This window comes from Arthrobacter sp. RCC_34 (genome assembly GCF_041360795.1).
GTDB lineage: Bacteria > Actinomycetota > Actinomycetes > Actinomycetales > Micrococcaceae > Arthrobacter_E.
The window spans coordinates 333,847-346,474 of the sequence record NZ_JBFUPW010000001.1; the positions used below are offsets into that span (position 1 = coordinate 333,847).

Annotated in this window: 14 protein-coding genes; all 14 read right to left on the reverse strand. The window is 68.4% G+C overall.

Going from position 1 to position 12,628, the window contains the following annotated elements:
• Nucleotides 1-219: 219 nt before the first annotated feature.
• Entirely contained in the window at nt 220-630 is a 411-nt protein-coding gene (locus tag AB6732_RS01525) for a hypothetical protein (RefSeq protein ID WP_370957765.1), read from the reverse strand.
• The gene (locus AB6732_RS01530; protein WP_370957766.1) at nt 630-1,286 is read right to left on the reverse strand and encodes a hypothetical protein; all 657 of its coding nucleotides are present in this window, start codon (nt 1,284-1,286) and stop codon (nt 630-632) included. The genes AB6732_RS01525 and AB6732_RS01530 overlap by 1 nt, the downstream gene beginning before the upstream one ends.
• Entirely contained in the window at nt 1,283-1,915 is a 633-nt protein-coding gene (locus tag AB6732_RS01535) for a hypothetical protein (RefSeq protein WP_370957767.1), read from the reverse strand. The genes AB6732_RS01530 and AB6732_RS01535 overlap by 4 nt, the downstream gene beginning before the upstream one ends.
• A 57-nt stretch (nt 1,916-1,972) precedes the next feature.
• Nucleotides 1,973-2,977, reverse strand: a complete 1,005-nt coding sequence (locus AB6732_RS01540; RefSeq protein WP_370957768.1) for a hypothetical protein — start codon at nt 2,975-2,977, stop codon at nt 1,973-1,975.
• A gap of 91 nt (nt 2,978-3,068) precedes the next feature.
• Nucleotides 3,069-3,299, reverse strand: a complete 231-nt coding sequence (locus tag AB6732_RS01545; protein ID WP_370957769.1) for an NF038396 family protein — start codon at nt 3,297-3,299, stop codon at nt 3,069-3,071.
• A 34-nt stretch (nt 3,300-3,333) separates the two neighbouring features.
• Nucleotides 3,334-3,909: a dihydrofolate reductase gene (locus AB6732_RS01550; RefSeq protein WP_370957770.1), complete on the reverse strand. Its 576-nt coding sequence runs from the start codon at nt 3,907-3,909 to the stop codon at nt 3,334-3,336.
• Nucleotides 3,906-4,709: a thymidylate synthase gene (locus tag AB6732_RS01555; RefSeq protein WP_370957771.1), complete on the reverse strand. Its 804-nt coding sequence runs from the start codon at nt 4,707-4,709 to the stop codon at nt 3,906-3,908. Before AB6732_RS01555 ends, AB6732_RS01550 begins: the two co-directional genes overlap by 4 nt.
• Nucleotides 4,710-4,713: 4 nt before the next feature.
• Nucleotides 4,714-5,142, reverse strand: coding sequence for a GntR family transcriptional regulator (locus AB6732_RS01560; protein WP_370957772.1), 429 nt, complete (start codon nt 5,140-5,142; stop codon nt 4,714-4,716).
• Nucleotides 5,139-6,758, reverse strand: coding sequence for a hypothetical protein (locus tag AB6732_RS01565; protein ID WP_370957773.1), 1,620 nt, complete (start codon nt 6,756-6,758; stop codon nt 5,139-5,141). The genes AB6732_RS01560 and AB6732_RS01565 overlap by 4 nt, the downstream gene beginning before the upstream one ends.
• Before the next feature lie 151 nt (nt 6,759-6,909).
• Complete coding sequence (locus AB6732_RS01570; RefSeq protein ID WP_370957774.1) at nt 6,910-7,530, reverse strand: hypothetical protein; 621 nt, start codon at nt 7,528-7,530, stop codon at nt 6,910-6,912.
• Nucleotides 7,531-7,541: 11 nt separating this feature from the next.
• Nucleotides 7,542-8,519, reverse strand: a complete 978-nt coding sequence (locus AB6732_RS01575) for an NUDIX domain-containing protein (protein ID WP_370957775.1) — start codon at nt 8,517-8,519, stop codon at nt 7,542-7,544.
• Nucleotides 8,519-10,762, reverse strand: coding sequence for an RNA degradosome polyphosphate kinase (locus tag AB6732_RS01580; RefSeq protein ID WP_370957776.1), 2,244 nt, complete (start codon nt 10,760-10,762; stop codon nt 8,519-8,521). Before AB6732_RS01580 ends, AB6732_RS01575 begins: the two co-directional genes overlap by 1 nt.
• Before the next feature lie 54 nt (nt 10,763-10,816).
• Nucleotides 10,817-11,803, reverse strand: coding sequence for a mycothiol synthase (gene mshD, locus AB6732_RS01585; protein WP_370957777.1), 987 nt, complete (start codon nt 11,801-11,803; stop codon nt 10,817-10,819).
• A gap of 42 nt (nt 11,804-11,845) precedes the next feature.
• Nucleotides 11,846-12,544, reverse strand: a complete 699-nt coding sequence (locus tag AB6732_RS01590; protein ID WP_066211624.1) for a response regulator transcription factor — start codon at nt 12,542-12,544, stop codon at nt 11,846-11,848.
• Nucleotides 12,545-12,628: the final 84 nt, after the last annotated feature.

Consider the following 12,628-nt stretch of genomic DNA (forward strand, 5'->3'; position numbering starts at 1 on the left):
GCGTTTCCGCCGGTTACGTCACACGGGTGTTGGGAACGGTGTGGAAGCGCACGACGGCGGGTGGTGGGGGCGCGTGGGGCGGTCCGGCCATTTGTCGGGTTCGGCGCCCTTGTTTGTTTTCTGCGCCCAATTGGGGCGCAGAAAACAAACAAGGGCGCCGGGATCATCGGTTCGTCAAGGCGGTAGTGTCTTACAGCTCACGACGGCGGTTGGGCGCCCTCACTTGATCGGGTCGGGGATCCCCTTGCGCCTGCGGAGGGCCTTCGCCCGTGCCTCCCGGAGTGTGGCCTGTGCGCCGATCCAGGTGCACGCGCCGAGCACGACAAACCCAGCGACACCGAGCCAGGCTGGGCCGGACGGGGTCGTGCACGAGTAGATGAAGGCGATCAGACACGTGAGAGCGGTTGCGAGGACACCGAGCGTTAGAAGAGTCATGCCCCACACGCTGCGGATCTGAGACTCGAGGCCGTGCGTCGAGTTGCCGTATTCGTCGAGGGTGTAGCTGTGGAGTTCGCCATCCTTGCCGCGGGCGAGGATGTGAGGACCGGCGAGCAGCTTGTGCCCGGCCCGGGCTTGCTCGTCCCGCAGTGCTCGGTCAGGATCGCGCGATGGGATCCGAGAGGAAACCATCACCGGAGCCCGGCGGACGAGGCCCTGAGACGCAGACCTGCGAACATCAGCACCGCGGCCAGCAGCGCCAACCAGAGGCCATTCCAGAGGAGGTCGAGGGACGTCCAGCTGATCAACAGCCAGAGCGCGCGGAGGATCACGGCGATCTCCAGGACGGCGCCCACCACGAACAGCACCCATCCCAGGACGCGCCGCACGGTCCGCAGCGCCGGTGAGGGGCCACGTTCTGCCGGCTGTGCGCTCTGCGGGGCCGCAGCGGATGACGGCACGGCACGGACCGCGCCCTCGGGAAGGAAATCCAGGGTCTTCCCCCGGGCTTTCCTCATCCGGGACGCTTTGAGTTCTTTGAGGAAGTATCCCCAGCCCAGGCCGGCCACGAGCACTCCGAGCGCGTCGTACCCCAGCATGAGCGGGTCGAACCGGGACTGCGGTGTGTCGCCGGGAGCGACGATCGACACGATCGTCGCGACCACGATGGTCCCGGCGCAGGCCGTGAGCAGGATGGCCAGGAACAGCAGCCCACCGACGGAATTGATCGGTTGGACCACGGCTCCGTAGTCGCCCTTGTAGACGCCGTATTCCTCACGGGTCAGACCGCGTGCGGCGGCATCCTCCTGCGCCCGTCGTTCCCACGGTCCCTGAGGGCGAGGGGTCATGCCACGTCCCGGGTCTCGCGGATCTTGAGGAGCAGCCCGTCAGCGTCCAGGTCGCGGGTCTCCACCGGATCGGCGTCGGGGTGGGGGACCACGCCCGTGGTCCACGAATCCTCATCGCGACGGACGAGGAGGTGCTTCTCGCCGTCGAGCCCGAACGTCCTGAGGAGGGCGGTGCCCGCAGGGAACTTGCGCACGTGGCTCTGCAGGACATCGAGGATCGCGGCGTCGCCGTCGATCTGCGGATCCTGAGCGAAGACGAACCACGACATCATGGTCCGCGGCTGCATGAGAATCGACACCTCGTCCGACTCGACGTGCACGACGGTGTCGCTCTCGTCGTCGCTCATCAGTTCGATCTGAGCCCACCGAGTGGCAGAGGACAGGGCGTAGACCACGGGCGTCGCGGGGAACTGGAACTCGGGGCCGTCGTTGTAGGTGGCGTAATCGTGCGCGAACAAGGAGGAGGCGCCCGCCAGGCACAGCGCGTCATTCCGGGCCTCTTCCTGAAGACGGAGCACTTCGGCCGAGCGGGCACTGGAGTCCGTGTCGAACGACCGGAGGATGTAGGCGAGTTCTCCGTAGCCGAAGCCGATGTAGTCGGGCTGCGGCTCTTCAGCTGAGGCTGTCATGTCGTGCTCCTTCGATTCGATTCACTGGAAGCGTGCGGTACTCAAGCGGCGTGCGGATCATCCGAAGCCGAAGAACTTCGCCGCGCCCTTTCCGACGTCGGCAAGACCCTTGCCCACGGTCTTACCGGCGTTGGCCACTGCGTCCACGGTATGGGACACCGCGCCATTGACGAACTCCTTGACCACCGGGATGTCGTAGACGGCCCAGGCGGCGCTCGCCACGGCGCAGACGGTGCCCGCGGGCGGCGGCAGGAAGGACCCCACGGCGAGGGCGGTCTTGGCTCCGGACTCGATACCGCCGGAAACGTCGCCCTTGGCGAAGTTGTTCACGGTGTCGAAGGCGTTGAGCCCGACGCCGGCCCAGCCGAGACCGCGGCCCAGGCCGCCTTTGCCCAGGGACTCCAGGACTTCGCCCTTGCCCTGGAACAGCCACTTCTCCTCGGCGAAGAGTTTGGCGGCCTTCTCGCCCATGGGGAAGAACTTGTTCAGGTTCTTCTGGCCGAGGAAATCACTGGTGTCCTGGACGGTGGCGAACCACTTGCTGTTGCGGACGCTGTCCGCGAGGACGGCACGGGAATCCATGAGGTTCACGAACTCGGGGTAGCCGTCCACCCACAGCTTGGTGCCGTTCTTCAGAAGATCGAAGGGAGCCTTGAGGCCTCCACGCAGTTTCCATGCGTCGCGGAAGGGCGAGCCCTTCTCCAGCCAGTCGAACGGCCCGCCGCCCCCGTTCCCACCCGGTCCGCCGCCCGGACCACCCGGCAGCGGGCCGCCTCCGGAGCCGTGGGCCGCGTTCGACGCGGTCTCCTGCTCGTCGGCCTGCGTGAGCAGGAAGCGCGACTGCTTCTTCAGCGCCGACGCCGCGTTCATCAGCACCGTGCGATGGCTGCTGTTCCACTCCGACTTGAACCGGACCGCATCCGGTCCCTTCCAGGCCTGCGCGCTGTTGATGCTCTGGCCGAGCTGGCTCGATTGCTGGAGCAGACTCTCCGATGCCTTACCGAAGGTCTGCGCCAGAGTGCGCAACTGCGCGACGTCCGCGCCCCACACCGTGCTTCCCATCAGGACTCCTGTCGCCCTCTGTCATGTTCATCCACCAACGAGAGTATCCCGGACGAGTGACGGGTTGCGATGGGGAGCACTCCCCATCGGCTTACTCCGGCCGGGAGGATTCCTCCGCCAGCGCGGTCCGGCGCTTCTTCAGCGCCCACCAGGCCCCGAACACGAACACCTGGGTGACGAGCACCAGGACTATCACTCCGGGGATCCGGTTGCCGGCCAGGATCATGAACAGTCCCAGGACGGCGGTCACGAGACCGAGCAACGGGAAGAGCATGTACCCGAGCACGAAGAGGACGTCGGAGCGGGTCAGAAGGTGTTTCATGCAGGCCTTTTCAGAATGCGGGGAAGGGAGGCGCTCAGGCGCTTTCCCAGAGGGTGAAGCGGTAGCGGGTGCCGTTCGCGGAGGTCAGCCAGCGGTCGGCGCCGCCTTCCTCCGGCTCGGGTTCGACGGCGGTGCGCCGCCACGAGTCCGGCAGCTCGGGTGCGTGGGTGTCGCCGTCGGCGTCGGAGTCGATCACGGTGATGACCGCGAAGTCGGCCTCCGGAAGGGACTGCCGGTAGATCTGACCCCCGCCGATCACCCAGCGGAGCCCGTCCCCGGCCTCCGCGAAGGCCGCCTCCAGCGACGGCACGACGACGGCGCCCTCCGCCTCGGGCGTCCCCGCCCAGTCTTCGCGGCGGGTCACCACGATGTTGGTGCGGCCGGGGAGCGGGCGGAACTTCGCGGGGAAGGACTCCCAGGTCCGGCGGCCCATGATCACAGGGCGTCCCGCGGTCATCGAGCTGAAGTGTTTGAGGTCCTCCGGGACGTGCCAGGGCATGGTCCCGGCGTTCCCGATCACGCCGTTCGCGGTCTGCGCCCAGATCAGGCCGGTGCCCCGGAGCCCGGAGCGGATGCGGTCCGCGAAAGCCGTGGGCCCGTCGCCGCTCATACGGCCACCGGGGCCTTGATGCCCGGGTGGTGCTGGTAGTCGACCACGTCGAAGTCCTCGAACTCGTAGTCGAAGACGCTCTCCGGGACACGCTTGATCTGCAGTGTCGGATATGGGAGGGCTTCGCGGCTGAGCTGGAGTTCGACCTGCTCCACGTGGTTGTCATAGACGTGGCAGTCGCCGCCGGTCCAGACGAAGTCGCCCACCTCGAGGCCGGCCTGCTGGGCGACCATGTGCGTCAGCAGGGCGTAGGAAGCGATGTTGAACGGCACCCCGAGGAACATGTCCGCGGAGCGCTGGTACAGCTGGCAGGACAGTTTCCCGTCAGCGACGTAGAACTGGAAGAACGCGTGGCACGGGGGCAGTGCCATGTTCGAGATCTCGGCGACGTTCCACGCGGAGACGATGTGGCGGCGTGAGTCCGGGTTCGACTTCAGGTTCGCCACCAGCTCGGCGATCTGGTCCACATGGCTGCCATCGGGGGTCGGCCACGAGCGCCACTGCACGCCGTAGACGGGGCCGAGCTCGCCGTCGTCGTCCGCCCATTCATCCCAGATGGTGACGCCGCGCTCCTGCAGCCAGCGCACGTTCGAGTCGCCGCGCAGGAACCAGAGGAGCTCCAGAGCCAGGGACTTGAAGTGCACGCGCTTGGTCGTGATCAGGGGGAAACCCTCGGCCAGGTCGAAGCGGATCTGGCGCCCGAAGACACTCCGCGTCCCCGTGCCCGTCCGGTCCGATTTGTGGGTGCCATGATCCATGACGTCACGCAGCAGGTCCTCATAAGGCGTGGGGATGCTCATGGGTTCAGTCTAGCGGGCCAGGGGCCGGCGGCCGAGGGTCCAGGCCACGCCTGTGGATGGCGCGGCTCAGGGTCTCGGGACCCACCCCGTGCCGGCGCGCGACGGCGAGCAGCTCCTCCAGCGCGGCGGCCACCGGCGCAGGAAGCACGGGAGTCTGGCCGCCCCGATGCGGCGCCCCGGACCCGCGCGGCGGCGCGACGACGGTGCTTCCTGAGCGCCGTGCCGTCCGGATGAGCCCCGCCCCCTCGAGTTCCCGGTACGCGCGCGCGACCGTCCCGGCCGCAAGGCCCAGGTCCCCGGCCAGGGCCCGGACCGTGGGGAGCCTGGCCCCGTCCGCCAGGGCGCCGTTCCGGATCATCGCCTCGAGTTGCGCCCGCACCTGCTCGAACGGGGGAACGGGGGAGTCGAGGTGGATCTCGATCCGGGCGTTCATACGTGGTGGGGTTCCGGGACATGAACCGCGTCCTCCGGCTCAGGGACCGGGTCGACGGCGCTGAGAGACCAGAGCAGCACGGCCAGGAGGATCAGCACGGTGCCGGCCAACTGGGCGAAGCCGAGGATGGCGGTGGCCACGCCGCTCTCCTCCGTCCGTCCCGTGATCTCCACGGGGAGCCTGATCTGGAAGAGCAGGAAGGCGGAGACACAGAGCAGGATGGCGCCGCTCCACAGGGTCAGCCGCTGCCAGCGCTCCTGGATGACGGCTTCGCGGTCCAGTCGAATGGAGGCGGGCAGCACCGAGGTGAGGGTGCGGGCGGCGATCCGGCGCCCGGTCAGCAGCGTCAGGACGATGATCGCGAGAGCACCGAGACCGCACGCGATGATGGCGGGGATGGCGATCTCGCTGTGATCTCCCTCGGTGGACGCGACGTTCCACAGCACGCTCGCCAGCGCGACGAGGACGGTGATGCCGCAGAGCACGGCCACGGTCAGGGTCGAGGCGCGGGGGAACGGCAAGCGGACGGGCTGTGCCGCCGGGTGCGTCCGGGCTGCCAGGAGGTCTTGCGCCATCCGGGGATCCTGAGGGATCTTTCGCGTGCACCAGAGCACCCAGAGCAGGAACAGGACCCCGGTCGACAGGACGATCACGATCGAATGCAGCCCTACCCCGTACAGGGCGATCGACGAGACGAGGACGAGGAGGGTGACGAGCCCGAACGGCACGGCCGGCACCACCGCGAGACGGTGCCACCGCAGCGCCGGGTCGGTGGGCTTCGGGTCGGACACCGGCTGGAAGAAGGGGATGGGCCAGCGCCACATCACGAGGAGGACCAGGACGTTGAAGGCCGCCCCAGGTTCGATCCAGGAGGCGTTGCCGAAGCCCGGCACCTTCATCCCGGCGAATCCTGCGGCGATCGCCCCCAGGCCGGAGGCGATGGTGGCCGAGGTCCGCAGGAGCCGGTTCATGGACAGGGTCCGCAGGTAGGAGTTCTCCCGACGGGTCAGTCCCGGCAGCTGGTGCCGGTGGGTGATCAGCAGGAGCACCGCGACCGTGCCGGCGGCCAGCACGAGCCACGCGCCGCCCAGCCAGGCAGCGACCTCGACGCCGGGGAGCCGGCCCGGGTTCGGCACGGCGTAGGGGGAGGGATCCTCGCGCGGCGCCATCCCGGCGAAGCCGAGCGTCGCGAGGATCATGAGCTGGCTGATCAGGAACACCAATGCAGTGACCACGGCGAGTGGCCGGGGCAGGAAATCGGCCAGCCGGCGGGGCTGGATGTCCGCGACCCGCACGGACCGCCGGTCACCCGGGTAGCTCCACTGGCCGAGAGTGTGGATGCCGAGGACCAGCAGGACCGGGACGAAGAGCATCCACGGCGAGGGCGCCGGGGCGAACTGTGTCTGCTGCACTTCCCAGAACGTCGAGGCTCCCGCCAGCGAACTGGCCATCCAGCCGAGCACCCCCACGGTGAGTGAGTGCCGGGCGGCGGTGGCCTGCGTCGCCCCGTGCGGGCCGGCTGACACCATCCGGCGCAGCAGCAGGAAGAGGATGACGGCGCCGGCCAGGGCCATGCCGAAAGGAACGTAAGGCGTCAGCTCGTACGGAATGCTCATCTCAAACCCCCAATTTTGTATCAAGTGTTTGATACAAAACGGGAGGTGTCAAGAGCGTGCCCACCCCTTAACCGCCGCGAGGGAACAGCTGGCGCCCTCATCCACGGCGGGAAGGGGTATCAGCTGTTCCCTCGCGGGAGGAAGGGAAGGACTAGAGTGCGGCGGCCTCGAGGAGCGCGGCCACCTCGGCGGGGCCGAGCCCGCTGACCGGCTCCTCAGCGCCGTTCGCGGAGATCCCGGCGAAGCGCCAGCCCTCGGCGTCACGCGTGACCTCGTAGGAGCTGTTGCGCTCCTGGGTGCTGACGGTGACGGTCGCCTGGCTGCCCGGGTTCTCGTCGGCGTGCTGGTGCAGGATCGACACGGCCGTCTGGGACGCGGTCAGCTCCTCCGGAAGCGGGGTGGCGAACCAGGTGCTCAGGATGCCGGGCTGGAACAGCATGCGCATGCCGTCGGCCTCCACCATCACGAGGCGCGACGAAGCGCCCTCGCCCGCGCTGACCTGCAGCGTGATCCAGAGCCTGCCACCTCCCAGCACCTGCGCGACGGCGGACGCCGCACCGCTGATGCCCAGGCCGTCCTCCTCGGGCTGCACGAAGCCGCGGGCGGCGAGGCCGGAGACCCCCACCTCGGAGAGCGTCGGGTCCGCGGCCCAGGTCCCGGCGTCGAGCGCTTCGACGGAGCGGTTGTGCCCCGGCCCTTCGAAGCTGCTCAGCAGGAAGGCCAGTTCGGCGATGCCGAAGCCGATCGGCTCGGGCGCTGCGTTCTCAGTCATCAGTCGATCCTTCAGTCGTCGAAAGGCCGGTACTGCTCCACCGCCACCACGCGGGACCGGGAGTCCTTGCGCACGTGGAGGACGAGTGCCTCACCTGGCGCCAGGTACGGATCCCGGGTGGGCAGGCTCTGGGCGAGCGGCGCTTTCATGTGCCTGGAGACCTGCTCCAGGATGGTCGGGAGGGTGGGCCGGTGCACGCACACGGCGGCGGGCACACCCTTGTCGAAGACCGCTTCGATGGCGGCCGCCGTCTTCTGGGGTTTGCGCTCGTGGCTGTGTTCGGTCAGGGCGTCCACGAGCTTCACCTTCGCCTTCGTCGCCTTCACGTAGGGCGCGATGGTGGAGATGCAGCGCTTCCACGGGCTGCTGACGATTCGCTCCGGACCCCACACGGCCAGGAGACGCCGCACGGCCTGGGCCTGGCGGAGGCCCGAGGCGGCCAGGGTCCGGTCGCCTTCGCCTTTCGTCCAGGATGCGCGGGGCTTCGCTTTCGCGTGGCGCACGATCACGAGGGGCCAGGTGTCCAGCGCGTCGTTCTCGAAGGCCGCCACCAGAGCCGCCAGGGGCTTGCGGTCGGACGGATTGCTGAGCAGTTCCGCAGCGCGTTCCGGTGAACACCACAGGAGGCTGTCCACTTCCTTGCCGTCCTGCTTGACCTTCGCGTTCTGGGCGTTGACGGCCCAGTAGTGCACGACCTTCAGGCCGGACGCGACGCGGTAGTGGATGCTCGGCAGCGGGATCCCCAGGCCGGCGGTCAGTCCGATCTCCTCGAAGATCTCCCGCGCGCCGCATTCCGGCACCGTTTCGCCGTCGTCGAGCTTCCCCTTCGGCCAGGACCAGTCGTCGTAGCGCGGGCGGTGGATCAGCAGCACCTCGAGCGCGCCACGCGTGACACGCCAGGGGAGGCCGCCCGCGGCGACGACCGCGATCTTCTCACCGGGATGTTCGGACTGGTCGGCGACCAGTGCGTCGGCGTGTGCTGCGGGCATCAGCGGAGGGACCCCGTGCGCTGGCGGGCGCGGGATGCGAGCAGCCACGACTGGATGTCCAGGAGGGGTTTGCCGTCCTCGGCGAGGTGGTGGCGTTCCCACTCGCCGTCGCTGTCCAGGTGCCAGCTGGAGGTGCCCGGGTCCACGTAGCGGTTCATGAGGTCCAGGAGCTCCTGGATGTCGTCCTGATTGGTCAGCTGCACCAGAGCCTCGACACGACGGTCCAGATTGCGGTGCATCATGTCGGCGGAGCCGATGTAGACCACGGGATCACCGTCGTTGGCGAAGGTGAAGACCCGCGAGTGCTCCAGGAAGCGGCCCAGGATGGACCGGACCGTGATGTTCTCGCTCAGGCCCGGCACGCCGGGGCGCAGGGAGCAGATGCCACGCACGATCACGTTGACCTCCACCCCGGCCTGGGAGGCGCGGTACAGGGAGTCGATGATCGCCTCGTCCACCATGGAGTTGACCTTGATCTGGACCTTGGCCTTCTTCCCGGCCCGGGCGTTGGCGATCTCCTGATCGATGCGCTCGATCAGGCCGCTGCGCACGGAGCGCGGCGCCACGAGAAGACGCTTGAACGTCGACTTGGGGGCGTAGCCGGACAGCTGGTTGAACAGCTTGGACAGGTCCTCGCCCACCTGGTGGTTCGCGGTCAGCAGGCCCAGGTCCTCGTAGTACCGGGCCGTGCGGGGGTGGTAGTTGCCCGTGCCGATGTGGCAGTAGCGGCGGATGCCGTCCGACTCCTGCCGGACCACCAGGGAAAGCTTGCAGTGCGTCTTCAGGCCCACGATGCCGTACACCACGTGAACGCCTGCCTGCTCGAGCTTGCGGGCCCAGGAGATGTTGGCCTGCTCATCGAAGCGGGCCTTGATCTCCACGAGGGCCAGGACCTGCTTGCCGGCCTCGGCCGCGTCGATCAGGGCGTCCACGATCGGGGAATCGCCACTCGTGCGGTACAGGGTCTGCTTGATGGCCTGAACCTTGGGGTCCGCCGCGGCCTGCTCCAGGAAGGCCTGCACGGAGGTGGAGAAGGAGTCGTAGGGGTGGTGCAGGAGGATGTCACGACGGCGCATGGCCGCGAACACGTTCGCCGCCTTGGAGGTCTCGGACTCGTTCAGGTACCGCGAGGTGTGCGGGACCTGCTTCGGGTAGTGCAGATCGGCGCGGTCGATCCCGGCGATGACCGAGAGCCCGCGGAGATCCAGCGGCGCCGGGACGGCGACCACTTCGGATTCGTCGATGCTGAGTTCGCGCACCAGGAGTTCCCGCACGGCGGGGTTGATGTCCGTGGTGACCTCGAGGCGGACCGGAGGACCGAAACGGCGGCGCAGCAGTTCCTTCTCCAGGGCCTGGAGCAGGTTCTCGGCGTCGTCCTCCTCGACCTCCACATCTTCGTTGCGGGTCACGCGGAAGGTGTGGTGCTCCACGACCTCCATGCCCGGGAAGAGCTGATCGAGGTGCACCGCGATGACTTCTTCCAGGGTGATGAAGCGAGCCACTCGGCCGGGCACGGCGCCGGCGCGCGGGCCGTCGACGGCGATCAGGCGCGGCAGCTGGTCCGGCACCTTCACGCGGGCGAAGAGCTCCTTCTGGCTCACGGGGTTGCGCACCACCACGGCCAGGTTCAGGGACAGCCCGGAGATGTAGGGGAACGGGTGCGCCGGGTCCACGGCCAACGGTGTCAGGATCGGGAAGACCTTCTCCGTGAACATCGTGCTGACGCGGTGCTGAGCCTCATGGTCCAGTTCGTCCCAGTGCATGAGGTGGATGTGCTCGTAGGCGAGCGCCGGGCGGATCTGCTCGGCGAAGACGCGGGCGTGGCGCTCCTGCAAGGCGGTGGCCGCCTCGCTGATCTGCTCCAGGACCTCCACGGGGCTCAGCCCGGCAGGGGACGGCACGGCCAGGCCCGTGGCGATGCGGCGCTTGAGGCCGGCCACCCGGACCATGAAGAACTCGTCCAGATTGGACGCGAAGATGGAGAGGAAGTTGACCCGCTCCAGAAGGAAAAGCTCCGGGTCCTCGGCGAGTTCCAGGACACGGGCGTTGAACTTCAGCCAGGACAGCTCGCGGTCCAGGAAACGGTCCGGGCTGATGTCGCCGTCGGGCAGCAGGCTCGGCTCCTGGAATTCGGGAAGCTCGATCCGGTCCTGCGTCGCGCGGGCGGCGTTGACCTCGGAGGAACCGAAACGCTGGGAGAGCCTGCTCACGGTCCCCGTGGAACCCTTGTTGTCGCTGCTCATGCCACACTCCTTAAACCGCAGTCGATCCACCTCAACCTTACAGAACCGAAACGGTCAGGAAGCCGGGTTTTTCCGGTACATGACGTCGCTGTCCCAATGGGTGAATCCGAGGCTTTCGTAGAGCCGCACGGCGGGGGCGTTGTCCGCCTCCACGTAGAGCAGCACGGTGGCCGCTCCGCGGTCCCGGAGATGTGTGATCCCGCGCCGCGTGAGGATCTTCCCGAGGCCCTTCCCCTGCGCTTCCGGAACGACTCCCACCACGTACACCTCGCCCTGTGGGCCGTGCCCTTCGTGGGCGGGCTCCAGCTTGGTCCAGTGGTATCCGGCGATGCGGTCCTGTTCGTCGAGGATGAGGAAGAACCCTTCGGGATCGAACCACGGCTCGGCCTCGCGTTCCTGGAGGTCCCGCAGCGTCAGGGCGCCTTGTTCGGGGTGATGCGCGAAAGCCCGCGCGTTCGCGTCGAGCCAGGCGGCCTCGTCCTGGCCGGGCACGAAGGTGCGCAGCGTGTAGCCGTCCGGGAGGGCGCCGTCGTCGACGGGGGAGACCGCGGACGGGGTGCTCAGGCGCATCCGCCACAGCTCTCGCACCCGGGTGAAGCCGAACTGCGCGGCGAGGTCTTCGGCCGCGGCGGCGTCGCCGTGGGACCAGGCCTGGATGCCGTCGAGTGTTCCGCGGCTCGCCTGGAGCTGCTCCGCCAGGCGGAGGCCGACGCCGATGTTGCGGTAGCCGGGGTGCACCGCCATCTCGAGGACGGCGTCGTCCTCGGTGGTGACGAGCACCGCGAAGCCCGCCAGGACGGCGTCACGCGCAGACTCCTCCTCGGCGAAGGGGTCCTCCGGGGAGTAGACCAGGTAGGCCTCCACCTGCTGACCGTCGTTGCCGCCGGTGCGCAAGCCGATGAGGGACTGCTCGGAGACGCTCGGGGTGCCGTCCGCCGCGGAGGAGGCTTGGAGGAGCTCGGCGGTCTCGGCGAGGATCCCGGCGTCGAGCGGCGCCAGGTGGCGGTGGACCGGCCAGTGGGAGGCGTTAGCGCTAGTCATGTCACCAAGGCTAGTACCGGCGGTGCGGGCCCGTCCCGGATGTCAGGCCTGGGCGTGCTGCTCGTCCTGCTCGCGGGTCATGGTGAGGCGGTAGCCGACGTTGCGGACCGTGCCGATCAGCGTCTCGTGGTCCGGCCCCAGCTTGGCGCGCAGGCGCCGGACGTGCACGTCCACCGTGCGGGTGCCGCCGTAGTAGTCGTAGCCCCACACTTCGGTGAGGAGCTGCTGCCGGGTGAAGACGCGCCCCGGGTGCTGGGCCAGGTATTTGAGGAGTTCGAATTCCTTGAAGGTCAGGTTGAGGGCCTCGCCGTTGATGCGGGCGGTGTAGCTGGCCTCGTCGATCACGACGCCGGACGCGCGGATCTCCGTGTCGGCCTCCTCCTCGGCGCTGCGGCCGCGGGCGAGGGCCAGCCGGATGCGGGCCTCCACCTCGGCGGGGCCGGCCGATTCGAGGACCACGTCGTCCACGGCCCACTGGGAGGAGATCGCCGCCATGCCGCCCTCGGTGAGGATCAGCAGCAGGGGCACGGACAGGCCGGTGGCCTTGAGAAGTTTGGTGAGGGAGCGCGATCCGACCAGGTCTTTCCGGGCATCGAGGAAGATGATGTCGCACGGGTCGGTCTCCAGCAGCGCCGTCGGCTCCGCCGGGAGGATGTGCACCCGGTGATTGAGCAGTTCGAGCGCAGGCAGGATGTCCACCGACGAATCGGTGCTGTTGGTCAGTAACAAGAGTTGCGACATTGTCCCCTCCAAGGATCTGGAGCGCGTCGTCGAGCCTGATGACCCAGTATATCGAGTCGGCCCGCGCATCGAGTTATTCCCGTC

What these genes read in the sequence shown, in the direction of transcription:
- AB6732_RS01555 (WP_370957771.1), bottom strand. Translation starts at nt 4,709, where the DNA reads ATGAGCATCCCCACGCCTTATGAGGACCTGCTGCGTGACGTCATGGAT.
- AB6732_RS01560 (WP_370957772.1), bottom strand. Translation starts at nt 5,142, where the DNA reads ATGAACGCCCGGATCGAGATCCACCTCGACTCCCCCGTTCCCCCGTTC.
- AB6732_RS01545 (WP_370957769.1), bottom strand. Translation starts at nt 3,299, where the DNA reads ATGAAACACCTTCTGACCCGCTCCGACGTCCTCTTCGTGCTCGGGTAC.
- AB6732_RS01525 (WP_370957765.1), bottom strand. Translation starts at nt 630, where the DNA reads ATGGTTTCCTCTCGGATCCCATCGCGCGATCCTGACCGAGCACTGCGG.
- mshD (WP_370957777.1), bottom strand. Translation starts at nt 11,803, where the DNA reads ATGACTAGCGCTAACGCCTCCCACTGGCCGGTCCACCGCCACCTGGCG.
- AB6732_RS01580 (WP_370957776.1), bottom strand. Translation starts at nt 10,762, where the DNA reads ATGAGCAGCGACAACAAGGGTTCCACGGGGACCGTGAGCAGGCTCTCC.
- AB6732_RS01575 (WP_370957775.1), bottom strand. Translation starts at nt 8,519, where the DNA reads ATGCCCGCAGCACACGCCGACGCACTGGTCGCCGACCAGTCCGAACAT.
- AB6732_RS01540 (WP_370957768.1), bottom strand. Translation starts at nt 2,977, where the DNA reads ATGGGAAGCACGGTGTGGGGCGCGGACGTCGCGCAGTTGCGCACTCTG.
- AB6732_RS01550 (WP_370957770.1), bottom strand. Translation starts at nt 3,909, where the DNA reads ATGAGCGGCGACGGGCCCACGGCTTTCGCGGACCGCATCCGCTCCGGG.
- AB6732_RS01590 (WP_066211624.1), bottom strand. Translation starts at nt 12,544, where the DNA reads ATGTCGCAACTCTTGTTACTGACCAACAGCACCGATTCGTCGGTGGAC.
- AB6732_RS01535 (WP_370957767.1), bottom strand. Translation starts at nt 1,915, where the DNA reads ATGACAGCCTCAGCTGAAGAGCCGCAGCCCGACTACATCGGCTTCGGC.
- AB6732_RS01570 (WP_370957774.1), bottom strand. Translation starts at nt 7,530, where the DNA reads ATGACTGAGAACGCAGCGCCCGAGCCGATCGGCTTCGGCATCGCCGAA.
- AB6732_RS01530 (WP_370957766.1), bottom strand. Translation starts at nt 1,286, where the DNA reads ATGACCCCTCGCCCTCAGGGACCGTGGGAACGACGGGCGCAGGAGGAT.
- AB6732_RS01565 (WP_370957773.1), bottom strand. Translation starts at nt 6,758, where the DNA reads ATGAGCATTCCGTACGAGCTGACGCCTTACGTTCCTTTCGGCATGGCC.